Raw genomic sequence first — 25,968 nt, forward strand, 5'->3', positions numbered from 1 at the left:
TGCGGGTCTATACTCGGCACGTCAACCACGGGAGTCCGGTGAGCCGGGCTGAGAGGAAGCGGATCCACGCTTCGACCGTCGAACCTGATCCGGATCATGCCGGCGCAGGAAGGAGCATCAATGCACACGTCCACGTCCACATCCGCTCGTCCTTCTCTCACCTCCCGGTGGCGCTGGCGGGTCGTCGACATCGTCGTCGCCAGCGTGATCGGTGTCGCTGCCGGTGTCATCTTCTGGGTCTGGGGCCAGGCCTGGACGCCGCTGAGCACCGCGCTCGCGTTCCTGCCGGGGCTCGAGGGTGTGCTCGCCGGCGGGTGGCTGTTCGCAGGGGTGCTCACGGGGCTCATCATCCGCAAGCCGGGTGCTGCGCTGTACGGCGAGATCGTCGCGGCGGTCGTCTCCATGGCGCTCGGCACGCAGTGGGGCTTCACCACCCTCATCTGGGGCGTCGTGCAGGGCGTGGGGGCCGAGCTCGGCTTCGCACTGTTCGCCTACGCCAACTACCGGCTCTGGGTCGCACTCCTCTCGGGAGCGCTGACCGGACTCGCCGTGGCGCTGCTCGACACCAACTTCTCCTCGCCCGCCGCATACGACATCGGCCCCCGCGCGATCTACTTCGTCTCGGCGGTCGTCTCGGGCATCCTCATCGCGGGGCTCGTCTCGTGGCTGATCGCCCGGGCACTCGCCGCGACGGGGGCTCTCGACCGGTTCGCCTCCGGACGCCAGGCGCGCATCGTCGAAGCCGCCGACGCGGCGTGAGGCAGGGCGCGCGGGTCGTCGCCCGCGGGTGGGGGTGGCGGCACGCGGGCCGCAGGCGCTGGGCCGTCGCCGACCTCGACCTCACGATCGAGCCCGGTAAGCGGGTTCTGCTGCTGGGAGCGAGCGGTGCGGGCAAGTCGACGCTGCTGCGCGCCTTCGCCGGAGTGCTGGGCGGCGATGAGGACGGCGAGGCCACGGGGGAGCTGACCGTCGACGGTCAGCCCCCCGCATCCGTCCGCGGTGTCGCAGGCATGGTGCTGCAGGACCCCGACGCGCAGGTGATCCTCGCCCGCGTCGGCGACGACGTCGCGTTCGGCTGCGAGAACCTCGGGGTGCCCGCCGACGAGATCTGGCCGCGAGTCGGTGAAGCGCTGGATGCGGTGGGGCTGTCGGTGCCGCTCGACCACCCCACGTCCGCGCTGTCGGGCGGACAGAAGCAGCGGCTCGCGCTCGCCGGTGCGCTGGCCATGCGCCCGAAGCTCCTGCTGCTCGACGAGCCGACGGCCAACCTCGATCCCGATGGCGCTCGGCAGGTGCGGGATGCGGTCGCCGCGGTCGCCGCCCGTACCGGGGCGACGCTCGTCGTCGTCGAGCACCGCGTCGACCTGTGGGCCGATCTCGTCGACCGCGTCGTCGTACTCGCGCCCGAGGGCGGGGTGCTCGCGGACGGCGTTCCCGCCGACGTCTTCGCCGCGGCCTCGGACGCCCTGACGCGGGCCGGGGTCTGGGTGCCGGGAGTGCCGGTGCAGACCACCCGGCGCCCGCGCACCGCTGAGGCGTCGCCGCTCGTGATCGGCGCCGGCCTCGCGGTCGGGCGCCGGCGGATCGGACGCCGCGAGGCGCTCGCCGCCGCATCCGGGATCGACGTGCAGCTGAGCGCGGGGCGGGCGCTCGCGATCACGGGAGCCAACGGGGCCGGCAAGTCCACGCTCGCGCTGACCCTGGCGGGGCTGCTGCCGCCGATCGGCGGTCAGGTGCGAGCTGCGGATGCGTTGGCCGCCGGCGTCGGATCCGACCCCTCGCGCTGGCGCGCCGCCCAGCTGCTCACGCGCATCGGCACCGTCTTCCAGGATCCGGAGCACCAGCTGCTGACCGCGCGCGTGCGCGACGAGCTCGCCGTCGGTCCTCGCGCGCTGGGGCTCTCCGAGGCGGAGGTCGCCGCGCGGGTCGATCCGCTGCTCGAACGTCTGCGTCTGGGACGCCTCGCGGAGGTGAACCCCTTCACGCTCTCCGGCGGGGAGAAGCGCCGACTGACCGTCGCGGCGGTCCTCGCGACCGCGCCCCGCGTCATCCTGCTCGACGAACCGACCTACGGGCAGGACGCGCGCACCTGGGGGAGCTCGCGGACTTGATCGACGAGCTCCGCGCCGACGGCACCGCGATCGGCTTCGTCTCGCACGATCCCGCCCTCGTCGCGGCGCTCGCCGACGACGAGCTGCGGCTGGGGCGGGCCTCGTGAGCCTGTTCGCGATCGACGCCTCGGTCAGCCCGTTGGGCCGGATCAACCCGGTCGCAAAGCTCGCCGCGACCCTCGTCGTCTCCGTCACCCTCCTGCTCTCGATCGATCCCGTCTCCGCGGCCGTCACTCTCGCCGCCACGCTCGTGCTCCTCGCCTTCTCGCGGCTGCGGGCGCGCGAGGTCTGGCTGCGCGTGTGGCCGATCGGAGTCGCGGCGCTCATCGGCGGCGCGGCGACCGTGTTGTACGGCCGGCCCTCCGGCACGGTGTTCTTCGAGTGGGGGCTCGTGCGCGTCAGCGAGGGATCCCTCTCGCTCGCAGCCGCCATCGTGCTGAGGGTGCTGGCGATCGCGCTGCCGTCGGTCGTCCTCTTCATCACGACCGACCCGACCGATCTCGCCGACGGTCTGGCCCAGCTGCTGCGCCTGCCCGCCCGCTTCGTGCTCGGTGCGCTCGCGGGCCTGCGCCTGGTGGGGCTGCTCGTCGACGACTGGCGCGAGCTCGCGCTGGCGCGGCGCGCACGCGGGGTGGCCGACCGCGGCCGCATCCGTCGATTCCTCGGTCAGGCGTTCGCCCTGTTCGTGCTGTCCATCCGTCGCGGCACGAAGCTCGCGACGGCGATGGAGGCCCGCGGCTTCGGATCCGACGCCCCGCGCACCTGGGCCCGGCCGTCGCGGCTCGGCTGGCGCGATGCCGTGCTGCTCGCCCTCGCGGCGGTGATCGCTGCCGCATCCGTGACCGCCGCGGTGCTCGCCGGCACCTGGACCCTGGTCTTCGCCCTCTGACGCTTTCGGGCGCCGCCCGCTGTTCGCCTCGCACCGCCCGCTGTTCCCCTGTCTGAAATCGAGCCGTAGGCGTCGATTTCAGACAGGGGAACAAGAAGCCCGCGTGCTCGCCTGTCACAGATCGAGCGCAGCGCGTCGATCTGTGACAGGCGAGCGGGGTGGGTCGCGAGCAACGGGGGGGCAGGCGAGCGGGGGGGGGGGGCAGGGGTACGCGGGGTGGGTCGCGAGGGAGGGCGTGACGGTGGGACCCGGTGCCGCGTAGGGTGGAACCCGATACCGACGTACGAAGGAGAACGTATGGATGTCGCGGGTGCATCCGCGCTGGTCACGGGCGGCGCGAGCGGACTCGGCTGGGCCACGGCGCAGCGACTCGCCGCCGACGGGGCACACGTCGTGCTCGTCGATCTGCCGTCCTCGGCGGGCGCGGAACGGGCGGCCGAGCTGGGCGGCACGTTCGCCGCGGCAGACGTCACGAGTCCGGAGCAGATCGCGGATGCGGTGGCCGCCGCATCCGCCGTCGCGCCCCTTCGTGTGGTCGTCAACTGTGCGGGCATCGCCCCGCCGGCGAAGGTGCTGGATCGCGAGGGCACCCCGACGCCGCTCGGCGACTTCGAGAAGCTCGTGCGCGTGAACCTCGTCGGCACTTACAACGTCATCGCCCAGGCGTCTGCCGCCATCGCCCGCACCGAGCCGGCCGCGGGCGGTGACCGCGGCGTCATCGTGAACACCGCGTCGGTCGCCGCGTTCGACGGCCAGATCGGGCAGCCGGCCTACTCGGCATCGAAGGGCGGCGTGCACGCGATGACCCTCCCGATCGCCCGAGAGCTCGCCCGCCACGCGATCCGGGTCGTCACGATCGCACCGGGCATCATGGAGACGCCCATGCTCGCGGGCCTGCCGCAGCCCGCGCAGGACTCGCTCGGTCAGCAGGTGCCGTACCCCGCCCGACTCGGGCGTCCGGACGAGTACGCCGGTCTCGTGGCCGAGATCGTGCGCAACGGCTACCTCAACGGCGAGACGATCCGTCTCGACGGAGCGATCCGGATGGCGCCGCGATGAGCGCCGACTCGATCCTGGTGGAGATCGCCGACGGCCTCGCCCGCGTGACGCTGAACCGGCCCGATCGCCTCAACGCGATGGACTTCGCGATGGGCGAGCGCTGGCGGGACGCAGCGCGACAGGTCACCTCGGACCCCGCGGTCGGTGCCGTGCTGCTGGATGCGGCGGGGCCGGCCTTCTGCGCCGGCGGCGACGTGATCTCCATGGCGACCTCCGGCGCCGGCGGCAGCGATGTCACCGCGGCGGCGCACGTGATCCACGAGGGCATCCGCGCGTTCACCGAGTCCCACGTGCCCGTGGTCGCGGCGGTCCAAGGCGCGGTCGCCGGGGGAGGGCTCGGCCTGATGCTCACGGCGGACTACATCGTCGCGGCGGAGGGTGCGAAGTTCGTCAGCCGCTACGCGAACATCGGTCTCACGCCCGACCTCGGCGTCTCGACCCTGCTGGCCGCCGCCGTCGGCCCGCGCCGCGCGCTGCAGCTGCTGCTCCAGGACCGCACACTGTCGGCTCCGGAGGCGCTCGAATGGGGGCTCGTCGCGGAGGTGGTCGCCGATCCCGCATCCCGCGCTCTCGACATCGCCCGTTTCTGGCTCGAGGGCGCGACGGGCGCGTTCGGCCAGGCCAAGAGGCTCCTCCGCTCGGGCGTCGACCGGTCGTTCGCCGAGAACCTCGACGACGAGGCGCGCACGATCGGCGCGGCCTTCGACACCCCCGAGGCGAAAGCCCGCATCCAGGCGTTCGCCGCCGCATCCGCCCGCCGCGCGTGACGCCGACGTCTCAGACGTACCAAGGAGATCCCATGACTGAGCAGAAGCCGCTCGCCGGCAAGACCATCCTGATGTCCGGCGGTAGCCGCGGTATCGGCCTCGCGATCGCGCTGCGCGCGGCGCGCGACGGCGCGAACATCGCCCTGCTGGCCAAGACCGACACCCCGCATCCGAAGCTCGAGGGCACCGTGCACACCGCGGCGGCAGCGATCGAGGAAGCGGGCGGGCACGCGTTGCCCCTCGTGGGCGATGTGCGCAATGAGGACGACATCACGCAGGCCGTGCTGACCGCCCACGGGGAGTTCGGCGGCATCGACGTCGTCGTCAACAACGCGTCGGTCATCGACCTGTCCGGCTCTCTCGAGCTCGCGACGAAGAAGTACGACCTCATGCAGGACGTCAACGTGCGGGGCACCTTCCTGCTCTCCCGCGCCGCGGTGCCGATGCTGAAGGATGCGCCGAACCCGCACATCCTGTCGCTGTCGCCGCCGCTGAACCTGTCGCCGCGGTGGCTCGGCGCCCACACGGGCTACACGCTCGCGAAGTACGGGATGACGATGGCGACCCTCGGCATGGCCGCGGAGTTCGCGGATGCGGGCATCGCGGCCAACACGCTGTGGCCGCGGACGACGATCGCGACCGCCGCCGTGCAGTTCTCCCTGGGCGGCGAGCGGATGATGGCCGTCAGTCGCACCCCCGAGATCTACGCGGACGCGGCGTACGAGGTGATCACGCGGCCTGCGCGCGAGTACACGGGCCAGACGCTCATCGTCGAGGACGTGCTGGCCGAGGCGGGCGTGACCGACCTCTCCGGCTACGCCGCCGTGCCCGGCACCCCCGACTCGGCGATGTTCCCCGACATCTTCCTCGACTGAGCGCGGACGGGCGGCTCGCACCTGTCACACAGGCAGGGCCTCCTACCCTTGCGCAGTGTCATTCTCCGCGCATCGACCCGGTCGCTTCGGCTCCGACGGCCGCATCGACCTCGAATCGCAGGCCGAAGAGGAGGCGTTGTACCTGAGCGACGTCCGTCCCTCCGATGACGTCGCGACCGGCCCGACCGAGGTGATCGACCCGATCGACGAACCCGAGGCCGAGCCGCGGCCCGAAGCGTCGGTTCCCGATCCCGCGCCTCCCGTGGTGCGCGAGCGCCGGAGCCCGCGCCGCCGTCCCCGGCAGCCGCTCTCGCGTACCCTCGCGGTGCTCGGCGGCGCCGACGGAGAGGTGCTCGACGACGTGCCCGGCGAGACGCCGCGCTTCGTGCAGATGTTCTTCGTGCTGGTCGGCACGGCGCTCGTCTCCGCCCTCTCGATGGGGTTCGCACTCGTCACCGGTGTGCAGATCGCGGTCTGGGCCGCCGTGCCGCTGGCGATCATCTGGGCGCTCATCATCTTCAACCTCGACCGCTTCCTCACCTCGACAATGCGCTCGACCCGGAACGTGTGGCGGCTGCTCGGTCTCGCCTTCCCCCGCGTCATCATGGCGGCGCTCATCGGCATCGTCGTCGCCGAGCCGCTCGTGCTGCAGGTCTTCCACAACGACATCGCGCGAGAGGTCAACTCGACCAACGTGGTGCAGGCGCAGTCCGATCAGGATGCCGTCACGAACGGGCCCGAGAAGCAGGCCCTTGATGCCGCATCGGCCTCGCTCGCCGCCCTGCAGAACCAGGCGGCGACCGGTATCGTCGCGGGAACCTCCTCCACCTCGGCAGAGTCGGTCGCCGCGCAGGCGAACGTGGACCAGCTCACCCAGCAGCTCGCCGCGCAGCAGGGCGTGATCGATCAGGCCCGCGCGCTGTACCAGTGCGAGCTGACCGGCGAGGGAGCGGGCACCGTCCCCGGCTGCACCGGTGTGCAGGGATCGGGTACGAGCTCGGACGCCGCCCAGGCGCAGCTCACCCAGGCGCAGTCCGCGTACGACGCCCTCGCGACGCAGCTCAGCCAAGCGCAGGCCGCCCTCACCTCCGCCAACGCCGCCGGAACGGATGCGGCCGCCGCATCCGCCGAGCAGAACAAGAAGCAGGCCGAGGACCAGCTGCCGGCGGCGCAGGCGCAGTACGACGCTGCTCTCGCCGCCTACAACGAGCGCGCCGCATCCATCGCGGGAGGCAACGCGCAGGCGGTCGGGCTGTTGAGTCAGATCAGCGCGCTCGAACGCCTGTCCGAGCGCGAGCCGACCCTGGCGTGGGCGCACTGGCTCATCGCGGCGCTGTTCTTCATGATCGAGCTGCTGCCCGTGCTCGTGAAGGTGCTGACGAGTTTCGGCGACCCGTCCATCTACGAGAAGGCCGATGCCCTCCGCCGGCAGGTCTCGCTCGACCGGGTGACCGCGAAGACGTGGCACGAGCGTGCGGCGATCGTCACCGCACCCGCGCCACCCGCATCCGGCCCTCCCGCCGTCTCTTAGCGGGCTAGCCCGGCGACCTCTCCACCCGCGAGACTGCATTTCGAGCACGAGATCACGGGTATTACCCATGATCTCGTGACGGAGATGCAGTCTCGTGCGCCGGGAGGCTCCGCGGATGCGGGCTACGCCGGTTCCCAACGGAGGACGGCATCGAGCAGGTCCGCCGTCGGGTGGATGCCGTCGAGCCGGAGGGCCGGTTTGCCGAGTGCGGCAAGCCACGCTTCGTGGGTGGTCCGGCTCCGTCCGTCGAACTCCGGATCGTCGTAGCTCTGCGCCCAGTCGCGGAACACGTCCCACGCCGCATCGTTGAGGGGGCCGCACTCTCGCCGGCGCCGCTCCCGTGCCTCGAGCCGCCGCATCCGTTCCGTCGGATCCAGCGTGACGAAGACGACGGCGTCGCACTCCGCGGCGATGCTGTCGCCCCACCCCATCATCGAGCCGGAGAGCACCCATGCCGGACGGGGCGCGAAGATCGCCCGCATGAGTGCCACCCGATCGGCATCCGCGCGCTTCGTGGTGAACGGCGGGTCGGTGGGTAGCCAGAAGTAGTCGTCCGCGTCCGCGTGCGGCACGCTCCACGCGGACGCGAGGGCGGCGCCGAGTGTCGTGGTGCCGCTGCCGCTCGCTCCCAGGATGTGGATCCGTGCGCGGCGCATGTGTCCCATCCTCGCAACGCATGCCGCATCCGTCACCCCGGCCCGTGAGCTCGGCAGGGGCAGCATACGGACCGGGACAGGATGCGGTGGCGTGCCGCATCCGTCCGGGGTGCGATCGTCCGCCGCGCGCGTGCCGCCACACTTCTGCGCAGATGCGCCAGTTAACGACAGCTGCATCTGCGCAGAAGTGGCGCATCTGCGCAACTGCGACGCAACTCGGGCAGGGGGAGGGGAGAGCCCCCGGGGTCAGATGAGGCCGTGGCGAGCGAAGGCGTTGTGCACGCCGTCGTCGAGCACCGCGGTCGTGACCTCGTCGGCGAGGTCCTTCAGCTCCTGTGCGGCGTTGCCCATCGCGATCCCGGTGCCGCACACCTGGAACATCTCGACGTCGTTCCAGCTGTCGCCGATGCCGATCGCGTCGGCGGCGTCGATCCCGAGGTGGTCGAGCACGGCCGTGATCGCCGAGCCCTTCGTGACGCCCTGCATGCCGATCTCGCCGTTGGTCCCACCGGGGAGGGGGATGCTGCCCGGGACGACGTGGAAGCGGTCGCCGAGCTCGGACTGCGCGCGAGAGACCGCATCCGTCGAGTCGCTGAGGAAGACCGCCTTGGCGACGCGGGCGCGGTCCACCGTGGCCAGATCGCGGAAGCGGGGTCGACCCTGCGGCGCCTTCTGCGGCCCGTCAGCGGCGAGCTGGGCGCGCAACGACGAGAGCATCGCGACGACGGCCGCCTGCACCTCGGCCGAGGCGTATACGGCCTCGTCGGTCTGGAGGAAGTAATGGATGTCGTGCGAGCGGAAGAACCGCTCGAGCCGGTCGACCGCATCCGCCGGCATGGGCTCGGCGACGATCTCCTCGTCGCCTGCGACGGCGTACGCGCCGCCGTTGGTGATCGCGCCGTCGAAGCCGATCTCCCGCACAGCCGGGTGGATGTCGCCGGCCGAGCGTCCGGTGCTGAGGTACACGAGGGTGCCGCGCGCGCGGGCGGTGCGGATCGCGGTCACCGTGGACGGGGCGATCATGGTGCCGTGATCGAGGATCGTGCCGTCGACGTCGAGGAATGCGATGCGGGGAGGGGTCACGATGATCCATTCTCCCCGCTTCCGCCTGGGAGGCGTATCGGGGTGAGTCGGGCAGGACGGCACAGGCGTGTGCCCACGAGACGTTCCGCGGGGAACGGTCGTGGGCACACGCGGCAGGTGGCGTCAGCGGGTGAGGCTGGCGCCGTTCGTGCGGATGACCTCGGCGTACCAGCCGAACGACTTCTTCTCGAAGCGCTCGAGCGTGCCGCTGCCGTCGTCGTTGCGGTCGACGTAGATGAAGCCGTACCGCTTGCTCAGCTGCGCGGTGGAGGCGCTGACGATGTCGATGCAGCCCCACGAGGTGTAACCGAGCACGTTCACGCCGTCGGTGATCGCCTCGCCGACCTGCACGAGGTGGTCGTTGAGGTAGGCGATGCGGTAGTCGTCGATGACGGTCTTGACGCCGTCGACCTCGACCAGCTCGTCCCTGGCCCCCAGGCCGTTCTCGACGATGAACAGCGGCTTCTGCCAGCGGTCCCAGAACTGGTTGAGCACGAGGCGAAGACCCACGGGATCGATCTGCCAGCCCCACTCGCTGGCCTCGAGGGTCGGGTTCGGAACACCGCCCATGATGTTGCCCTCGCCCGTGACCTTCTTGGCGGGGTCGGCAGTCTGAGCGACCGACATGTAGTAACTGAACGAGACGAAGTCGACCGTGTTGGTCAGGTCCTCGCGGTCCTGGTCGGTGATCTCCAGCTCGATGCCCTTCTCGCGGAGCGTCCGCAGGAAGTAGCCGGGATACGCACCGCGGGTGTGCACGTCGCCGTAGACGAGGTTGGAGTGGTCGAAGTCCATGACCGCGAGCGCGTCGGCGGGTGACGGCGTCAGCGGGTACACGGGCATCGACAGCACCATGCAGCCGATCTGCGCGTTCGGCGCGACCTCGCGGGCGATGCGCGTCGCGCGGGCGGATGCGACCAGCTCGTGGTGCATGGCCTGGTACAGCTGAGCGTCGCTCAGCTGCTCCTTCGGGGTGTTGATGCCGCCGGACATGAACGGCGCGTGCAGCAGAGAGTTGATCTCGTTGAAGGTCAGCCAGTACTTCACGCGCGAGCCGTAGCGCTCGAACAGGGTGCGGGCGTAGTTCTCGTAGAAGCCGATGAGGCGGCGGTCGGTCCAGCCGTCGTAGGTCTCGGCCAGGTGCAGCGGCGTCTCGTAGTGCGAGATCGTCACGAGCGGTTCGATACCGTGCTTCTCGAGTTCGTCGAGCACGCGGTCGTAGAACGCGAGGCCCTCCTCGTTGGGCTCGGCCTCGTCGCCCTTCGGGAAGATGCGGCTCCACGCGATCGAGAAGCGGTAGACGCCGAAGCCCATCTTGGCGAAGAGGGCGATGTCCTCCGCGTAGCGGTGGTAGAAGTCGATGGCCTCGAGCTTGAGGTTGTCGGCCGTGGGCTCAGCCGTGCGCGGGCCGACGATGCCGCGGGGCATGACGTCCTGGACCGACAGACCCTTGCCGCCCTGATCGTAGGCGCCCTCGACCTGGTTGGCGGCGGTGGCGCCGCCCCAGAGGAAGCCCTGGGGGAACGGGGTGGTGGTGCTCATGGTTCTCTTCCGTTTCGTATCTGGGGATGCGGCGTGCGGGCGGGAGCACGCGCCCCCGCCCGCACGGGGTGTCACTTGGCCGCGACGGCCTGCTCGACGGCGACCGCGAAGAACAGCGGCTCGCCGTGCGCGATCGGCCCGGATGCGGGCGAGGCGACGGTCGGGTACAGGTCGGAGTTGGTCACGATGACGGGGGTCGTCAAGTCGTAACCGGCCGCGGCGATCGCCTCGATGTCGAACTCGACCAGCAGGTCGCCCTTGCTCACCTGCTGACCGCCGGTGACCTTGAGGCTGAAGTGCTCACCCGCGAGCTTGACGGTGTCGATGCCGATGTGGATCAGCACCTCGGCGCCGTCCGCATGACGCAGGCCGATCGCGTGACCGGTCGGGAACGCGGCGGCGACGGTCGCATCGAACGGCGCATACAGCGCTCCGCTGCGGGGGATGATCGCAACGCCCTGACCGAGCGAACCGTCGGCGAAGGCCGCATCCGGAGTCTCGGACAGCGGCACGACGGTGCCGTCGACCGGGCTGAAGACCTCCAGATCGGTGCTGTCAGCGGCAGTCGCCGCATCCGTGGTGGGCTCCTTGAAGCCCACGATCACCGTGAGCAGGAACGGGATGATGATCGCGGCGCCCAGGCCGAGCACGAGGAACACCATGTTGCCGTTGCCGAGCAGCGCGGGGATCGCGAGGCCGGACGGCACCACGAACGCGGTCGAGAACACGCCGCCGAGCGAGATGATCGCGCCACCCACGGCACCGCCGACGATTCCGAAGGCGAACGGGCGCTTGAGGGGCAGGTTCACACCGTAGATGGCGGGCTCGGTGACGCCGGCCAGGAAGCCCGAGAGCGTCGCGGGAGCGGCGAGCGATCGACGGTTCTTGTCCTTCGTGCGCGCCCAGACGCCGGCGACGGCCGCGGCCTGCGCGAGCACCGCGGCGAAGACGGGAGCGATCAGCAGCATCTGGCCGGTGGTCTGCAGTTCGAGCTGGAACAGCGGCACGAGGCCCCAGTGCAGACCGAAGATCACGAAGACCTGCCACAGGCCGCCCATGACCGCACCGCCCAGCCACGGCACGGTCTCGAAGACCCAGCCGATGCCCGATCCGACCCAGCCGCTGACGATCGCGGAGATCGGGCCGATGACGACGAAGACGAGCGGCACGGCGATGAGGACGACGATCATCGGGGTGACGAAGCGGCGGACGGCCGCGGGCAGCTTCGCGTAGAGGAAGCGCTCGGCATGGCTCTGCAGCCAGACCACGATGATGATCGGGATGACGCTCGAGACGTAGCTGACCATCGTGAACGGGATCCCGAAGAAGGTCAGGTCAGGAGCCCCGACGAGTGCCGTGATGCTCGGATAGACGAGTGCGCCGGCGATGGCGAGCGACGTGAACTCGGACGCCTTGAAGTAGCGGGCGGCTGTGATCGCGAGCGCGAGGGGCAGGAAGTTGATGAACGCATCCGACAGGGCGTTCAGAACGATGTAGGTCGACGTGGTCGTGTCGATCCAGCCGAACGTCACTGCGGCGGCGAGGAACGCCTTCAGCAGCCCCGTGCCGGCCAGGGCCCAGAGCGCGGGCGTGAAGATCGCGGAGATCATCGAGATGAAGCGGTTGAACAGGTTGCCCTTGGGGGCGTCCTCGGCGGGTGCGGAAGAATCGCCGGAGCCGCCGAACTTCGAGATCTTGCCCATCGCGGCGAAGACCTCGGGCACCTCGTTGCCGATGACGACCTGGTACTGGCCTCCCGCCTGCGCGGTGGTCACGACGCCGGGGACGGCCTTGATGGCAGCCGCATCCGCCTTGCTCTCGTCCTTGAGGACGAACCGGAGGCGCGTCATGCAGTGGACCAGCGAGGTGACGTTCTCCTCGCCGCCGACGCCCTTCAGGACGCCCGCTGCTGTCTTCGAGTAGTCCATCTCGGACTCCCTCTTTCCGCCGAATCAGTGCGGCACTCGAGTGGGGGACGCGCCGGGTCGGGTCGTTTCCGGGCAACAAAAAAACCTGAACTCGTTCACCGTCGTTCAAGACGATGTGAGTTCAGGTTTTGCCTGCTGCCGCAGTAACAATCCGTCGCGTCCGCAGAGCGACGACGCCCTGCGCGAGTTACCGTAGCACCTCTTCGATGCCGCCGCCAGCGTCTCCCGGATCGGTCTTGGCGCCCACCTGGGACGCGAGTCGCTCGACGTGCACGATGAGATACAGCAGCTCCTCGTCGGTCAGGTCCGACCCCGTGGCGGCGCGCACATAGGCCTTCACCTGCTCGGCGATCGCGTAGGAACGCGGGTAGCTGTGCTTGGCGAACTCGAAGAACGAGGTGTCGTTCGATCGCAGCATGGTCTTGGAGACCAGTCGCTGCAGCAGGAACTGCACGTGCAGGATGAACCGCGCGTAGTCGGGGCTCTCGACGTCGAGGGTGACCCCGAGCCCCGTCTCGACGGTGGTCGCCACGTGCTGCACGCGTCGGAACAGCAGGGCCGCCGTGCCGTTGGGCTCGTCGCGCGTCGCGTTCAGCAGGTGCATCGTGAGGAAGACGGCCTCCTCGGGCGGCAGCTCCCGATCCAGCGCGGTCGCGATGTGGGCGGCCATGTGCTCGGCCGCGCGGAACTCGTGCGGATGCAGCACCCGCAGCTCGGGCATGTGGGTCGCGGGAATGCGCACGCCCTGGTCGAGGCGTTCCAACACGTACTGGATGTGGTCGATGACCGGAATCACGAGGCGCCGACCGAGGTGGTGGCCGAGTTCGCGTTCGGCCAGATCGACCGCGCCGGTAACAGCCTCGATCACCGGATAGGGCACGTCTGTGAGCAGCTGCCGCTCCCGATCGCCCTCGGCGCCGGAGTCGAGGATGAACGTCTTCTCGACCTTCGTGGGATCCGGTCGGTCCTCGGGCTTCAGTTGGAAGCCGAGGCCGCGCCCCATGAGCACGCGCTCGCGGCCGTGCTCGTCGATCGAGATGACGACGTTGTTGTTGAGGACCTTGTGCGCGACGACGTGATTCTCGCGCGCGCCGTCGCGCCCTTCGGGTGAGGGCATGCGTGCATCCTAACGGGGCCGGGGATTCCTGGCCCGGCCTCACGCCGTTCGCCGAGCGAGCATCCGTTCGCCGAGGGAGCACTCCATCGGATGCTCATCGGATGATCGGGTGCTCACTCGGCGGGCTCTGTCGGCGCCGTCGCGCCCAGGGCCCTGGCAGCCGCGCACCGGTAGCCTGGAGGGTATGACCGACCAGCCCCCCATCCGCACGACTGTGCCGCGCGATGCCGCATCCGCCGTGCGCCAGGTGCGCCCCCGCACCGAGGGCTGGTCGCAGCAGAAGGACGAGAGCGGCCGACCGCTCCTCCAGTTCGCCAGCCCCAAGCGCGGCAAGCCGCCGGTGCACCTGGCCGACCTCACGCACGAGCAGCGCGCCGAGAAGCTCGTCGAGCTCGGATTCCCGAAGTTCCGCGCAGCAAGCTCGAGAAGCACTACTTCACGCACTACACGAGCGATCCCGCGCTCATGACGGACCTGCCCGCGTCCGGCCGCGAGGAGCTCGTCGCGGGCCTGCTGCCTCCGCTGCTGACCGAGGTGCGCCGGCTCGAGACCGATCGCGGCGACACGATCAAGTTCCTCTGGAAGCTGCACGACGGGGCCCTCGTCGAATCCGTGCTCATGCGCTATCCCGGCCGCATCACGCTGTGCGTCTCGTCGCAGGCCGGATGCGGCATGAACTGCCCATTCTGCGCGACCGGTCAGGCGGGTCTGACCCGCAACATGAGCGCCGCGGAGATCATCGAGCAGATCGTCCGCGCGAATCGTCTGATCCGTGACGGCGGTCTCGGACCCGCCGAGCACCCGGACGAGCGCGTCACCAACATCGTGTTCATGGGCATGGGGGAGCCGCTGGCGAACTACGCCAGAGTCATGCACGCGGTGCGTGTGATGACCGACAAGAAGCATGGTCTGGGCATGAGCGCGCGCGGCATCACGGTCTCGACGGTGGGACTCGCCCCCGCCATCCGCAAGCTCGCCGACGAGGACATCCCGGTGACCTTCGCCCTGTCGCTGCACGCGCCCGACGATCAGCTGCGCGACGAACTCATCCCCGTGAACTCACGGTGGAAGGTCGACGAGGTGCTGGACGCCGCGCGCGGCTACTTCGAGAAGACCGGTCGGCGCGTGTCGATCGAGTACGCGCTGATCAAGGACATGAACGACCACGCGTGGCGCGCGGATCTGCTGGCAGAGAAGCTCAATGCGCGCGGTCGCGGCTGGGTGCACGTCAATCCGATTCCGCTGAACCCCACTCCCGGCTCGGTCTGGACCTCGTCCGAGCGCCCGGTGCAGAACGAGTTCGTGCGGCGGTTGAACGATGCGGGCATCCCGACGACGCTCCGCGACACCCGTGGCAAGGAGATCGACGGCGCGTGCGGTCAGCTGGTGGCGACCGAGGAGGACCAGGCGGTCGCGGCGGCGACCCCGGTCGACTGATCCGCCGCCGATAGCCTCCCGGTGGCGCCCCCGACGCGATAGCGTCGTCGCACAGGGGAGGGTGCGATGCCGCAGATCGTGTGGGTGATTCTGTTCATCCTCGTGTTCGCGAGCGTCGCGGCCTGGGTGGCCCGCAGGCTGCTGGGGATGCCGATCGGGTGGATCCGGCCCTTCGTGACGGGCGTGCTGGTGGTCATCGCCGGCGCTCCGCTGGCGCTGTGGGCCCTGCAGCAGGCCGACGTCGTCGGCGGCGACGTCCTCACGGTCGACGACGCGATCGGCGCGCTGTTCCTGCTGCTGACCATCGGGTGGCTGTTCGCGATCGACGTCATCGCGATCGTCGCGCTCGAGTTCCTCTGGCCGACCCGGCCGCTGCGCAATCCGATCGTCGTGGTACGGGACATGTTCCGCCGCCGCGACCGCGCGCGCCGCTACGCCGAGATCATCGCGATCGCCTCGCGGCACGGGCTCGGCGTGTACCGCGGCCGGCATCGGCCCGATCGCGAGGAGCTGCCGGCGGCGATCGTCGCCGCACTGAACGACGCGGGCGTCACGTTCATCAAGATCGGCCAGGTTCTCTCCGCCCGCGACGATGTGCTGCCGCCGGAGTTCACGACCGCCCTGTCGACGCTGCAGATGGAGACCGTGCCGATCCCGTGGGTCGAGGCACGCCACGCGATCGAGACGCAGCTCGGCAGGCCGCTCGAAGAGGTCTTCGCGCACGTCGACGAGACGCCGTTGGCGGCCGCATCCGTCGCGCAGGTGCACGCGGCGACGCTGCAGGACGGCCAGGAGGTCGTCATCAAGATCCAGCGCCCGAGCGCGCGCGCCCAGGTCGCGACCGACCTCGACATCGTCGAGCGTCTGGCGGCGGATGCGGAACGCCACACGACGTGGGCCCGCGACTACGGCGTGACGGCGCTGGCCGCGGAGTTCGCGAGGTCGCTGCGGGAGGAGCTGGACTACCGCATCGAGGCGGCGAACACCGAGATGCTGCGCGGGGCCGCGGCCCGCTCGACGCTCACCCCGCTCGCGGTGCCGAAGGTCTTCGCGCAGTACACGACCGCGCAGATGCTCGTGCAGGAGCGCGCCGAGGGCATCCCCTTCGGACACGTCGACGCATCGACGCTGGACTCGGATGCGGCGACGAGGATCGCCGACGGGGTCGTCGACGCCGTCTTCGAGCAGATCGCCGTTCGGGGGGTCTTCCACGCCGACCTGCATCCGGGCAATCTCATGCTCGCGGACGACGGCACCGTGACGCTCATCGACTTCGGTTCCGTCGGGGTGCTCGAGAAGAGCATGCGCCGCCTGCTGCTTCCGCTGCTGGTGGCCATCGCGAACGAGGACGACGTCGCCGCGACCGACATCGTGCTCATGCTCGTGACCCCTCCCGACACCGACACCTTCGACCAGGTCGCGCTGCAGCACGACATCGGCGTGATCCTGACCCGCATGCACAACGCGGGAGTGGACCAGAACGTCTTCGCCGCCCTCGTGGACGTCATGCGGCACCATCGGCTCGCGCTCCCGCCCTCGCTCCTGCTGGTGTTTCGCACGCTGGCCTCGTTGGAGGGGTCGCTGCGGCGCCTGCGTCACGACTACGACATGGTGGGTCGTGCGCTGTCGCAGGCACCTTCCTTCACGCGCGCGTTGACCTCGCCGAAGAGCTTCGCGCTCACGGCGCAGACGCAGGCGGCGATCGTGGGCGAGCAGCTGCGGCGACTGCCGCGGACGATCTCGACTCTCAGCCAGCAGCTCGAGGACGGCACGTTCTCGGTGCGTCTGCGCAGTTTCGACGACGCGACCGGTCGAGGCTTCGTCGAGCAGCTGTTCTCGCGCTTCACGACCACGCTGGTCGGCATCGCCCTCGTGATCTCCGCGGTCCTGCTGGGCGTCTCGGACGCGGGGCCGCACCTCACCGCGCAGGTGCCGCTGTTCCCGTTCCTCGGTGCGGTGGTCGGCCTCGGCGGGCTGCTCCTGCTGCTGCGGAGCCTTCGCGCCGCCTTCGAGCGAAGGCGATAGGCGCCTGCCGACCCTCGCCGTCTCAGACCCCGCTAGCGTGGACGGGTGCGGCGAAGAAGCGACGGGATGCGGCGATGACCGCGTACAGCGCAGGACTCCTCCTCTTCCGGCCCGACACCGCTGAGGTGCTGATCGCGCACATGGGCGGCCCGTTCTGGCAGCGCAAGCAGGCGGGGGCGTGGTCGATCCCGAAGGGGGAGTACGACCCCGCATCCGAGGATCCGCTCGCCGCCGCCGAGCGGGAGTTCCGCGAGGAACTGGGGCTCACACCGCCCGCCGGCGAACGGGTGGAGCTCGGCGAGTTCCGCTACTCGTCGGGCAAGCGCCTGCGTGTGTTCGCGCTGGACGCCGACGGCTTCGCTCTCGTCGGCATGCAGTTCGGGGAGTTCGCGCTGGAGTGGCCGCCGCATTCGGGGCGCATGGAGTCGTTCCCCGAGGTCGACCGTGCCGAATGGGTGCGGGTCGACGATGCACGAGACCTGTTGGTCGCCGCGCAGCGCCCCGTGCTCGATGCCCTCGCCCCGCACCTGGATCGGTGATGCTCCCGCGCATTGTGTATACCCAAAGCGCTCTGAGTGTCGGCGGGTGGCGCCCCGGCGGGGATTGTGCATACACTGTGCGAGTTCATCGGACGGTGCCAGAGGAGGCGGGATGCGGGCCAGTGACCGTGCGTACCGCACTCTTCTCGAGCAGATCCAGTCCGGCGAGCTGGCGCCGGGAACGGTGCTCGCCGAGGTGGAGCAGGCGCGCCGGCTCGGCGTGAGCCGTACTCCGCTGCGAGAGGCCATCGGTCGGCTCGCCGCCGACGGACTCGTGGCCCAGGCCTCGCCGCGGGTGACCGTCGTGACCGACATCGATGCCGACGACATCCGCGCCCTCTTCGCCGTGCGCCGGGCGCTCGAGGAGTCTGCGGCCCGCATCGCGGCGGAACGGGTGGCCGACGGAGCTGCGGGCGAGCCGTTCGCCGCGCTCGCCGAGCGCTGGTCGGCCGAAGACCCGCAGGCGGATGCGGACGCCTACTACGCCACGATCGCAGAGTTCGATCAGGCGTTGGACGGCGCCGTCGGCAACGACTATCTCATCGCGGCGCTGCGAACCGTGCGCACCCATCTCGTGCGGGTGCGTCGCCTCGCGCGCGACAACCCCGCACGCCTCGCCGCCTCCGCCGCCGAGCATCGCCTCATCGCGCGCGCGATCGCCGACGGCGACCCCGAACTCGCAGCCCATGCCACCCACGTGCACCTGCACCACGCCCTGACCGCCATCCTCGCGTCGCTCGCCGACGCATCCGACGCCCCCCGCGTCGCACGATCCACCCCGGGAGCAGCATGATCACGCACCACCTCCGTGTCCACACGAGCGAGGAGAAGCTCGCGCGCGAGGGCCAGCTGGCCTGGCACATCGCCGAGGTCGCCACCGACCCCGTGGCGGTAGAGCCGGAGGTCGTCGACATGATCGTCAACCGGCTGATCGACAACGCCGCCGTCGCCGCCGCATCCCTCACCCGCCGTCCTGTCGTCGCCGCACGCCAGCAGGCACTCGACCACGCCGTCTCCATCGGCGGCGCCGGTGCGACGGTGTTCGGATGCGCGCTCGAGCGCCGCACCTCGCCCGAGTGGGCGGCGTGGGCGAACGGCGTCGCCGTGCGCGAGCTCGACTATCACGACACCTTCCTTGCCGCGGACTACTCGCACCCCGGCGACAACATTCCGCCGATCCTCGCCGTGGCGCAGCACGTGGGCGCCGACGGGGAGGCGCTCGTGCGGGGCATCGCGACCGGTTACGAGATCCAGATCGACCTCGTGCGCGCGATCAGCCTGCACAAGCACAAGATCGACCACGTCGCACACCTCGGTCCCTCGGCAGCGGCCGGCATCGGTACGCTGCTGGGTCTGGACACCGAGACGATCTCCCAGGCCGTCGCGCAGGCGCTGCACACGACCACCGCGACCCGTCAGTCCCGCAAGGGCGAGATCTCCACCTGGAAGGCTCACGCCCCCGCGTTCGCCGGCAAGATGGCGGTCGAGGCCGTCGACCGCGCGATGCGCGGCGAGACCTCCCCGTCGCCCATCTACGAGGGTGAGGACGGCGTCGTCGCCTGGCTGCTCGACGGCAAGGACGCCTCTTACGACGTGCCGCTTCCGGCCGCGGGTGAGCCCAAGCGGGCGATCCTCGACTCGTACACGAAGGAGCACTCGGCCGAGTATCAGGCGCAGGCGTGGATCGACCTGGCGCGCAAGCTCGGCACCGAGCGGCCCGAGCTGCGCGACCCCGCGAACGTGGCGTCGATCGTGCTGCACACCAGCCACCACACGCACTACGTGATCGGCTCCGGGGCGAATGACCCGCAGAAGTACGACCCGGCGGCTTCCCGCGAGACGCTGGACCACTCGATCCCGTACATCTTCGCGGTGGCGCTGCAGGACGGCGCCTGGCACCATGTCGACTCCTACGCGCCCGAGCGCGCAGCGCGCGCGGACACCGTCGAACTGTGGAACAAGGTCACCACCGCCGAGGACGCCGAGTGGACCCGCCGCTACCACTCCGAGGACCCGAACGAGAAGGCGTTCGGCGGACGCGTGGTCATCACCCTCGCCGACGGGTCGGTCATCGAGGACGAGATCGCCGTCGCCGACGCGCATCCGCTCGGCGCCCGCCCGTTCGTGCGCGAGGACTACGTCCGCAAGTTCCGGCTGCTGGCGGAGCCCGTGCTGGAGGAGGCGGAGATCGAGCGGTTCCTCGAGCTCGTGCAGCGCCTGCCGGAGCTGACCGCCGACGAGGTGCGCCAGCTCTCGATCGTCGCGAAGCCGGGACTGCTGCTCTCGCAGCCGGCACCGAAGGGGCTGTTCTGATGCTCGGGTCGAGCGCCTCCGCATCCGACAAGCGCCGCGCCTTCCGCGCCGGACTCGCCTCGGGCGAGCTGATGCGGCTGCCGGGTGCCTTCAATCCCCTGTCCGCGCGCCTGATCGAACGCAAGGGATTCGAGGGCGTCTACATCTCCGGCGCGGTGCTGTCGGCCGATCTCGGGCTTCCCGACATCGGCCTGACGACCTTGAGCGAGGTCGCCGGGCGCGGGGCTCAGATCGCCCGCACGACGGAGCTCCCGGCGCTCATCGACGCCGACACCGGATTCGGCGAGCCCATGAACGTCGCCCGCACCATCCAGATGCTCGAGGACGCGGGCGTCGCTGGCGCCCACATCGAGGACCAGATCAACCCGAAGCGCTGCGGGCACCTCGACGGCAAGGCCGTCGTGGACGAGCAGACGGCGCTGCGCCGCATCCGTGCCGCCGTGGACGCGCGCCGCGATCCCGACTTTCTCGTGATGGCGCGCACCGACATCCGCGCGATCGAGGGACTGGATGCGGCGATCGACCGCGCGAAGGCGCTCGTGGATGCGGGGGCGGACGCGATCTTCCCGGAGGCCCTGGCGACCCTCGACGAGTTCGAGGCGATGCGCCGTGCCGTCGACGTGCCGATCCTCGCCAACATGACCGAGTTCGGCAAGAGCGAGCTCTTCTCGGTCGATCAGCTGCGCGACGTGGGCGTGAACATCGTGATCTGGCCGGTCTCGCTGTTGCGCATCGCGATGGGGGCCGCCGAGCGCGCGCTGGAGGACCTCGTCGACAAGGGACATCTGCGCGACAAGGTCAGCGAGATGCAGCATCGCGCCGAGCTCTACGACCTGATCGACTACGAGCAGTACAACAGCTTCGACGACAGCATCTTCACCTACACGCGTCCGTGACGCGCGGCCGAGCACGAAGGAGTGACATGACCGAGCAGGAGCAGATCCGGAAGGGACTGGCGGGGGTCGTCGCGGACGAGACCGCCATCTCCAAGGTCAACCCCGAGACGAACTCGTTGCTGTACCGGGGCTACCCGGTGCAGGAGCTCGCCGCCACGCAGCCCGTGGAGGCGGTCGCCTACCTGCTGTGGCACGGCGAGCTGCCGAGCGACGAGCAGCTCAGGGAGCTCCGACGTGCCGAGCGGGAGCACCGGCCGCTGACGGCGGCTGTGCAGGCGGCGATCGAGCTCGTGCCGCTGGACGCGCATCCGATGGACGAGGTGCGCACCGCGCTCAGCGTGCTGGGTGCGGCCGATCTCGCGGGTGTCGGTTCGGTGTTGGATGCGGTCGGCACCCCCGAGGAGAACCTCGCGCGCAGTCTTCGGCTGTTCGCCGCGCTGCCGGCGATCGTCGCCTACGGCCAGCGCCGCCGCCGCGGACAGCTTCCGATCCCGCCGCGCGACGACCTGGACTACGCGGCGAACTTCCTCTGGATGACCTTCGGCGAAGAGGCGGATGCGGTCGTCGTCGACGCCTTCAACCGATCGATGATCCTGTACGCCGAGCATTCGTTCAACGCCTCCACCTTCACCGCGCGGGTCATCGCCTCGACGCTCAGCGACCTGCACTCCGCGGTCGTCGGCGCCGTCGGCGCGCTGAAGGGGCCGCTGCACGGCGGCGCGAACGAGGCGGTGCTGCACATCTTCGACGAGATCGGCGAGGCGGAGAACGTCTCCGCCTGGCTCGATGACGCGCTCGCGAACAAACGCAAGATCATGGGCTTCGGCCACCGCGTCTACAAGCGGGGCGACTCCCGCGTGCCCACCATGAAGGCGGCGCTCGACGACCTGGTCGCCCACTACGACCGACCGGATGTGGCACGGCTCTACGACGCGCTCGAGAGCGAGTTCGTGGCGCGCAAGGGCATCTACCCCAACCTCGACTACCCGTCGGGGCCCGCCTACAACCTCATCGGGTTCGACACGGTGACCTTCACCCCGCTGTTCGTCGCCGCCCGTGTGGTCGGGTGGACGGCGCACATCATGGAGCAGTACAGCCGCAACGCCCTCATCCGGCCGCTCTCGGTCTACACCGGCCACGAGGAACGGCACGTCGCAGGCTACGTCCCCGACGACGCGGCAGAGCATGTCAGCGAGCGGCCCGAAGAGAAGGGCTGAGACCGTGCGCGAGGCGGTGCTGGTCGACGCGGTGCGCACGCCCTCCGGCCGGGGCAAACCGGGTGGTGCGCTCAGCGGTGTGCACCCCGTCGATCTCGCCGCCGGTGTGCTGCGCGCCCTCGCCGATCGCAACTCTCTCGACGACGCCCTCGTCGACGACGTGCTGCTCGGCTGCGTCAGCCAGGTCGGCGAGCAGTCCACGAACATCGCGCGCCAGGCCGTGCTCGCGGCCGGCTTCGCCGAGACGGTGCCCGCAGCGACCTTCGATCGCCAGTGCGGCTCGGGGCAGCAGGCCGTCCACTCTGCGGCGCAGGCGATCATGGCGGGGGCGGCCGACATCGTGATCGCCGGCGGCGTCGAGTCGATGAGCCGTGTGCCGTTGGGGTCGGCCGCCGCATCCGGATCCCCGGTCTCGCCGCTGCTCGGTGAGCGCTACCCCGACGGGCTCGTGTCGCAGGGCATCGCCGCCGAGCTGATCGCTGCGAAGTGGGGTCTGTCGCGCGAGGCACTGGACGCGTACGCCGCCGAGTCGCATCGCCGCGCCGCGTCAGCCGCTGCGGCGGGACTGTTCGCCTCGCAGATCGTGCCCGTCGAGACGCCCGCAGGGCTCATCGAGGTCGACGAGACGGTCCGTGCGGCCACGACCGCGGAGGCGCTCGCGGGGTTGCCGACGGTGTTTCGCACCGATGCCGCCGCGGCCCGGTTCCCGCAGCTGGAGTGGCGCGTCACCGCCGGGTCCTCGTCGCCGCTGACCGACGGCGCGTCCGCGGTGCTGCTCATGAGCGCCCAGCGCGCGGCCGAGCTCGGGATGCGGCCCCGTGCCGTCCTGCGTTCCTTCGCCGTCGTGGGCGACGACCCGCTCATGATGCTCACCGCGCCGATCCCGGCGACGCGCCGCATCCTGGATCGCGCGGGGCTCACGATCGATGACATCGACGCGTACGAGGTGAACGAGGCGTTCGCCTCGGTGCCGCTCGCGTGGCAGGACGAGCTCGACGCCGACCCCGCGCGCCTGAACCCCTGGGGCGGCGCGATCGCACTCGGCCACGCGCTCGGATCATCCGGGACGCGCCTGCTGGGAACCCTCGTCGCCCACCTGGAGCACACCGGCGGTCGCCGGGGGCTGCAGGTCATGTGCGAGGGCGGCGGGATGGCGAACGCCCTGATCATCGAACGGGTCTGAGAGGGATTCCTCCGGGACCGACCCTGCCGCACCCTCGAGCGCTCATGCCACGATGGGCAGATGAGCACCTACGAGACGATCCTCGTCGAGCAGCACGGCCGCGTCGGTTTGATCACCCTGAATCGTCCCGACGCCCTGAACGCCCTCAACTCGACGCTGGTCGCTGAGCTTGCGGCGGCGGTCGCGGCGTTCGACGCCGACGAGGGCATCGGGGCGATCGTGCTCACGGGGAGCGAGCGCGCCTTCGCCGCGGGCGCCGACATCAAGCAGATGGCCGACAAGTCGACACGCGACATGCTCGTGGACAACCCGTTCGCGGCTCTCGACGACGTGGCGCGGGCCCGGACGCCACTGATCGCGGCGGTCGCCGGCTTCGCCCTCGGTGGCGGGTGCGAGCTCGCCATGATCTGCGACATCATCCTCGCCGCCGACACCGCGCAGTTCGGTCAGCCCGAGATCGCGCTCGGAGTGATCCCGGGCCTCGGCGGAACGCAGCGGCTCACCCGTGCTGTCGGGGCGTACAAGGCCGCCGAGCTCGTGCTGACCGGCCGCCGCATGGGGGCCGAGGAGGCCGAGCGTGCGGGCCTCGTCTCGCGCGTCGTTCCCGCGGCCGAGCTGCGGGATGCGGCGATGGAGGTCGCCGAGGCCATCGCCGCGAAGTCGCTGCCGGTGGTCTACGCCGCGAAGGAGGCACTGCGTGCCGCGCAGGAGACGACGCTGGCGGAGGGTCTGCGGTTCGAGAAGCAGAGCTTCGCGACCCTCTTCGCGCTCGACGACCAGAAGGAGGGGATGGCTGCGTTCCGCGAGAAGCGTGCGCCTGAGTTCCGCCATCGCTGACACCGAGTGTCGTCTAGACTCGTCCCGTCGAAGGAGCACCGCCCCATGAGAATCGTCGTGCTGGTCAAAGAAGTCCCCGACACCTACGGTGACCGCGTTCTGGATCTCGAGACCGGCCTCGCCGACCGAGCCGCCAGCGATCGCGTCATCGACGAGATCGGCGAGCGCGCCCTCGAGGCCGCCCTTTCCTACGCCGACGCGCACCCGGGCACCGAGGTCGTGGCCATGATGATGGCCGCAGACGAGGCGACGCCCACGCTGCGCAAGGCGCTCGCGCTCGGTGCGGGCTCCGCCGTGCAGATCGTCGACGACGCGCTCCGCGGTGCCGACCTGGGGCTCACCGCGCAGGTGCTCGCCGCCGCCATCGCGCGAACCGGATTCGACCTCGTCATCGCGGGCAACCAGTCCACCGACGGTGTGGGCGGCGTCATCCCCGCCATGATCGCCGAGCGGCTGGGGGTGGCCTCGGCGACGGGGCTCGCCCGCGTCGAGCTCACCGAGGACGCCGTCGAGGGCGACCGTCCCGGAGACGGCGCCGTGCGCCGCATCCGTGCCGAACTGCCCGCCGTCATCTCGATCACCGAGGCGATGCCCGAGGCGCGGATGGCGGGCTTCAAGGGCGTCATGGCGGCGAAGAAGAAGCCCATCGAGGCGCTGTCGCTCGCCGATCTCGCGATCGACGCCGACGACCCCGACACCGCCCGCTCGATCATGATCGCCATCGCTCCCCGCCCCGCGCGGGCGGCGGGACAGGTGATCGTCGACGATGGCGACGGCGGCAACCGCCTCGCCGAGTTCCTGGTCCAGAACCGCCTGGTCTGAGAGGTGACGACGATGACCGACTTCGCCGACGACGCCATCCTGGTGCTGCTCGAGACCTCGGCGGCCGGGGGACTCGCCGCATCCGGGGCCGCACTCATCGGGGCCGCGTCCCGCGTGGGAACACCCGTCGCCCTCGTCGTAGGGGACGCGGAGCTCGCCGAGACCGCCGGGGAGTGGGGCGCGCCCCGCGTGCTCGTCGCACCCGGGGGCGAGGGGCTCGGCGTGGCCCAGGTCGACGCGCTCGCCGCGGCGGTGGCCGAGGTGGCACCCGAAGCCGTGCTCGTCTCGCACTCGATCGACGGGCGCGATGTCGCCGGCCGGCTGGCCGCGCGCCTCGGAGCCGCGCTCGTCGTCGATGTCGTGGGCCTCGATCGCGACGAGGAGGGCGTGATCGCGCACCACTCCGTGTACGGCGGCGCGTACTCCGTCGACGCGGCGGCGACCTTCGGGCCGCTTGTGGCGACGGTGCGCCAGGGCGCGGTCGAGGACCGTGCGGCGGCCGTCGAGCCGGTCGTGACGGAGCTGTCGGTGACCGCGTCGGGTGCGCCGGCCGCATCCGTCGTGTCGACCGAGGTGGTCGAGAAGGCCTCGTCGCGGCCGGAGCTGCGAGGAGCCGCGCGGGTCGTGTCGGGCGGGCGCGGACTGGGCTCGGCCGAGAAGTTCGCGCTCGTGGAGCAGCTCGCCGACGCGCTCGGTGCCGCTGTCGGCGCCTCTCGCGCGGCGGTGGATGCGGGGTACATCCCCTACGAGCACCAGGTCGGCCAGACCGGGGTATCGGTGTCGCGCAGCTGTACGTCGCGCTCGGGATCTCCGGTGCCATCCAGCACAAGGCCGGAATGCAGACCGCGAAGACCATCGTCGCCGTGAACAAGGACGCCGACGCGCCGATCTTCCAGATCGCGGACTTCGGCGTCGTGGGCGACGTGTTCCAGGTGGTGCCGCAGCTCATCGACGCCCTCGCGGCGAAGCGAGGCTGAGCGTGGCCGACCTCCCGCGTCGCGTGCGCCGGGGACTCCCGCGCGTCGCCGGCGGGGAGCCGTGGCCCCCCGCATCCTTCGTCCCGGCTGCTGGCGCCGGCGGAGGTGCCGACGTTCCTGCTGGTGCCGCGGGCTCCGGTGCTTCTCCTGCCGGTTCCGTCGGT

The 25,968-nt window shown here is 70.6% G+C and carries 20 protein-coding genes, 3 pseudogenes and 1 riboswitch; of the genes and pseudogenes, 18 read left to right on the forward strand and 5 right to left on the reverse strand.

Annotation, left to right across the window (positions count from 1 at the left end; genetic code table 11):
* Positions 1 to 17: 17 nt before the first annotated feature.
* Positions 18 to 128: riboswitch (TPP riboswitch) on the forward strand.
* The 7 genes and pseudogenes from AC1VNH_RS12775 to AC1VNH_RS12805 all read left to right on the forward strand — a co-directional run bounded on the left by AC1VNH_RS12775 (position 121) and on the right by AC1VNH_RS12805 (position 7,232).
* Positions 121 to 759 (forward strand): ECF transporter S component, encoded by a 639-nt coding sequence (locus tag AC1VNH_RS12775; protein WP_483111777.1) that lies wholly within the window; start codon positions 121 to 123, stop codon positions 757 to 759. (Overlaps the previous riboswitch by 8 nt.)
* Positions 756 to 2,218, forward strand: a pseudogene (locus AC1VNH_RS12780) (ABC transporter ATP-binding protein). Before AC1VNH_RS12775 ends, AC1VNH_RS12780 begins: the two are co-directional and overlap by 4 nt.
* Positions 2,215 to 3,000, forward strand: a complete 786-nt coding sequence (locus AC1VNH_RS12785) for an energy-coupling factor transporter transmembrane component T family protein (protein WP_483111778.1) — start codon at positions 2,215 to 2,217, stop codon at positions 2,998 to 3,000. Before AC1VNH_RS12780 ends, AC1VNH_RS12785 begins: the two are co-directional and overlap by 4 nt.
* A 297-nt stretch (positions 3,001 to 3,297) precedes the next feature.
* Positions 3,298 to 4,059, forward strand: coding sequence for an SDR family NAD(P)-dependent oxidoreductase (locus AC1VNH_RS12790; protein ID WP_483111779.1), 762 nt, complete (start codon positions 3,298 to 3,300; stop codon positions 4,057 to 4,059).
* Positions 4,056 to 4,826: an enoyl-CoA hydratase/isomerase family protein gene (locus AC1VNH_RS12795; protein ID WP_483111780.1), complete on the forward strand. Its 771-nt coding sequence runs from the start codon at positions 4,056 to 4,058 to the stop codon at positions 4,824 to 4,826. Before AC1VNH_RS12790 ends, AC1VNH_RS12795 begins: the two co-directional genes overlap by 4 nt.
* Positions 4,827 to 4,858: 32 nt before the next feature.
* Positions 4,859 to 5,701 (forward strand): SDR family oxidoreductase, encoded by an 843-nt coding sequence (locus AC1VNH_RS12800; RefSeq protein WP_243226609.1) that lies wholly within the window; start codon positions 4,859 to 4,861, stop codon positions 5,699 to 5,701.
* 55 nt (positions 5,702 to 5,756) lie between these two features.
* A complete protein-coding gene (locus AC1VNH_RS12805; protein ID WP_483111782.1) occupies positions 5,757 to 7,232 on the forward strand; it encodes a DUF4407 domain-containing protein in 1,476 nt (491 codons plus the stop codon).
* Between the two features lie 122 nt (positions 7,233 to 7,354).
* Here AC1VNH_RS12805 and AC1VNH_RS12810 read toward each other — a convergent pair whose 3' ends face one another.
* From AC1VNH_RS12810 to AC1VNH_RS12830, 5 genes are all read right to left on the reverse strand, one after another.
* Positions 7,355 to 7,888: an AAA family ATPase gene (locus AC1VNH_RS12810; protein WP_483111784.1), complete on the reverse strand. Its 534-nt coding sequence runs from the start codon at positions 7,886 to 7,888 to the stop codon at positions 7,355 to 7,357.
* Positions 7,889 to 8,134: 246 nt separating this feature from the next.
* Positions 8,135 to 8,977, reverse strand: a complete 843-nt coding sequence (locus tag AC1VNH_RS12815) for a Cof-type HAD-IIB family hydrolase (protein ID WP_483112727.1) — start codon at positions 8,975 to 8,977, stop codon at positions 8,135 to 8,137.
* Between the two features lie 117 nt (positions 8,978 to 9,094).
* Entirely contained in the window at positions 9,095 to 10,513 is a 1,419-nt protein-coding gene (locus AC1VNH_RS12820; protein WP_243226613.1) for a glycoside hydrolase family 1 protein, read from the reverse strand.
* Positions 10,514 to 10,584: 71 nt separating this feature from the next.
* Positions 10,585 to 12,441, reverse strand: a complete 1,857-nt coding sequence (locus AC1VNH_RS12825; protein ID WP_483111785.1) for a beta-glucoside-specific PTS transporter subunit IIABC — start codon at positions 12,439 to 12,441, stop codon at positions 10,585 to 10,587.
* Between the two features lie 187 nt (positions 12,442 to 12,628).
* The gene (locus tag AC1VNH_RS12830; protein ID WP_483111786.1) at positions 12,629 to 13,558 is read right to left on the reverse strand and encodes a PRD domain-containing protein; all 930 of its coding nucleotides are present in this window, start codon (positions 13,556 to 13,558) and stop codon (positions 12,629 to 12,631) included.
* Between the two features lie 184 nt (positions 13,559 to 13,742).
* Between AC1VNH_RS12830 and rlmN the strand changes: the two are divergent.
* The 11 genes and pseudogenes from rlmN (at position 13,743) to AC1VNH_RS12885 (ending at position 25,804) form a co-directional block, all read left to right on the forward strand.
* Positions 13,743 to 14,995, forward strand: a pseudogene (rlmN, locus tag AC1VNH_RS12835) (dual-specificity RNA methyltransferase RlmN).
* A 66-nt stretch (positions 14,996 to 15,061) separates the two neighbouring features.
* A complete protein-coding gene (locus tag AC1VNH_RS12840) occupies positions 15,062 to 17,020 on the forward strand; it encodes an ABC1 kinase family protein (RefSeq protein ID WP_483111787.1) in 1,959 nt (652 codons plus the stop codon).
* Between the two features lie 74 nt (positions 17,021 to 17,094).
* On the forward strand, positions 17,095 to 17,559 hold the full coding sequence (locus AC1VNH_RS12845) for an NUDIX hydrolase (RefSeq protein ID WP_483111788.1): 465 nt from the start codon (positions 17,095 to 17,097) through the stop codon (positions 17,557 to 17,559).
* 112 nt (positions 17,560 to 17,671) lie between these two features.
* On the forward strand, positions 17,672 to 18,352 hold the full coding sequence (locus AC1VNH_RS12850) for a GntR family transcriptional regulator (protein WP_483111789.1): 681 nt from the start codon (positions 17,672 to 17,674) through the stop codon (positions 18,350 to 18,352).
* Positions 18,349 to 19,872 carry an MmgE/PrpD family protein gene (locus tag AC1VNH_RS12855; protein ID WP_483111791.1) on the forward strand — a complete coding sequence of 508 codons (1,524 nt, stop codon included), beginning with the start codon at positions 18,349 to 18,351 and terminating at the stop codon, positions 19,870 to 19,872. Before AC1VNH_RS12850 ends, AC1VNH_RS12855 begins: the two co-directional genes overlap by 4 nt.
* A complete protein-coding gene (prpB, locus tag AC1VNH_RS12860; protein ID WP_483111793.1) occupies positions 19,872 to 20,768 on the forward strand; it encodes a methylisocitrate lyase in 897 nt (298 codons plus the stop codon). The genes AC1VNH_RS12855 and prpB overlap by 1 nt, the downstream gene beginning before the upstream one ends.
* Positions 20,769 to 20,794: 26 nt before the next feature.
* Positions 20,795 to 21,985 (forward strand): bifunctional 2-methylcitrate synthase/citrate synthase, encoded by a 1,191-nt coding sequence (locus tag AC1VNH_RS12865; protein ID WP_483111794.1) that lies wholly within the window; start codon positions 20,795 to 20,797, stop codon positions 21,983 to 21,985.
* A 4-nt stretch (positions 21,986 to 21,989) separates the two neighbouring features.
* A complete protein-coding gene (locus AC1VNH_RS12870; protein ID WP_483111795.1) occupies positions 21,990 to 23,168 on the forward strand; it encodes a thiolase family protein in 1,179 nt (392 codons plus the stop codon).
* A gap of 60 nt (positions 23,169 to 23,228) precedes the next feature.
* On the forward strand, positions 23,229 to 24,005 hold the full coding sequence (locus tag AC1VNH_RS12875; protein WP_483111797.1) for an enoyl-CoA hydratase-related protein: 777 nt from the start codon (positions 23,229 to 23,231) through the stop codon (positions 24,003 to 24,005).
* Positions 24,006 to 24,050: 45 nt separating this feature from the next.
* A complete protein-coding gene (locus AC1VNH_RS12880; protein WP_483111799.1) occupies positions 24,051 to 24,827 on the forward strand; it encodes an electron transfer flavoprotein subunit beta/FixA family protein in 777 nt (258 codons plus the stop codon).
* Between the two features lie 12 nt (positions 24,828 to 24,839).
* Positions 24,840 to 25,804 (forward strand): annotated as a pseudogene (locus tag AC1VNH_RS12885) (electron transfer flavoprotein subunit alpha/FixB family protein).
* Positions 25,805 to 25,968: the final 164 nt, after the last annotated feature.

The organism is Microbacterium sp. KU4F, assembly GCF_056868075.1.

What these genes read in the sequence shown, in the direction of transcription:
- AC1VNH_RS12775 (WP_483111777.1), top strand. Translation starts at nt 121, where the DNA reads ATGCACACGTCCACGTCCACATCCGCTCGTCCTTCTCTCACCTCCCGG.
- AC1VNH_RS12790 (WP_483111779.1), top strand. Translation starts at nt 3,298, where the DNA reads ATGGATGTCGCGGGTGCATCCGCGCTGGTCACGGGCGGCGCGAGCGGA.
- AC1VNH_RS12795 (WP_483111780.1), top strand. Translation starts at nt 4,056, where the DNA reads ATGAGCGCCGACTCGATCCTGGTGGAGATCGCCGACGGCCTCGCCCGC.
- AC1VNH_RS12800 (WP_243226609.1), top strand. Translation starts at nt 4,859, where the DNA reads ATGACTGAGCAGAAGCCGCTCGCCGGCAAGACCATCCTGATGTCCGGC.
- AC1VNH_RS12810 (WP_483111784.1), bottom strand. Translation starts at nt 7,888, where the DNA reads ATGCGCCGCGCACGGATCCACATCCTGGGAGCGAGCGGCAGCGGCACC.
- AC1VNH_RS12820 (WP_243226613.1), bottom strand. Translation starts at nt 10,513, where the DNA reads ATGAGCACCACCACCCCGTTCCCCCAGGGCTTCCTCTGGGGCGGCGCC.
- AC1VNH_RS12825 (WP_483111785.1), bottom strand. Translation starts at nt 12,441, where the DNA reads ATGGACTACTCGAAGACAGCAGCGGGCGTCCTGAAGGGCGTCGGCGGC.
- AC1VNH_RS12830 (WP_483111786.1), bottom strand. Translation starts at nt 13,558, where the DNA reads ATGCCCTCACCCGAAGGGCGCGACGGCGCGCGCGAGAATCACGTCGTC.
- AC1VNH_RS12840 (WP_483111787.1), top strand. Translation starts at nt 15,062, where the DNA reads ATGCCGCAGATCGTGTGGGTGATTCTGTTCATCCTCGTGTTCGCGAGC.
- AC1VNH_RS12845 (WP_483111788.1), top strand. Translation starts at nt 17,095, where the DNA reads ATGACCGCGTACAGCGCAGGACTCCTCCTCTTCCGGCCCGACACCGCT.
- AC1VNH_RS12850 (WP_483111789.1), top strand. Translation starts at nt 17,672, where the DNA reads ATGCGGGCCAGTGACCGTGCGTACCGCACTCTTCTCGAGCAGATCCAG.
- AC1VNH_RS12855 (WP_483111791.1), top strand. Translation starts at nt 18,349, where the DNA reads ATGATCACGCACCACCTCCGTGTCCACACGAGCGAGGAGAAGCTCGCG.
- prpB (WP_483111793.1), top strand. Translation starts at nt 19,872, where the DNA reads ATGCTCGGGTCGAGCGCCTCCGCATCCGACAAGCGCCGCGCCTTCCGC.
- AC1VNH_RS12865 (WP_483111794.1), top strand. Translation starts at nt 20,795, where the DNA reads ATGACCGAGCAGGAGCAGATCCGGAAGGGACTGGCGGGGGTCGTCGCG.
- AC1VNH_RS12875 (WP_483111797.1), top strand. Translation starts at nt 23,229, where the DNA reads ATGAGCACCTACGAGACGATCCTCGTCGAGCAGCACGGCCGCGTCGGT.
- AC1VNH_RS12880 (WP_483111799.1), top strand. Translation starts at nt 24,051, where the DNA reads ATGAGAATCGTCGTGCTGGTCAAAGAAGTCCCCGACACCTACGGTGAC.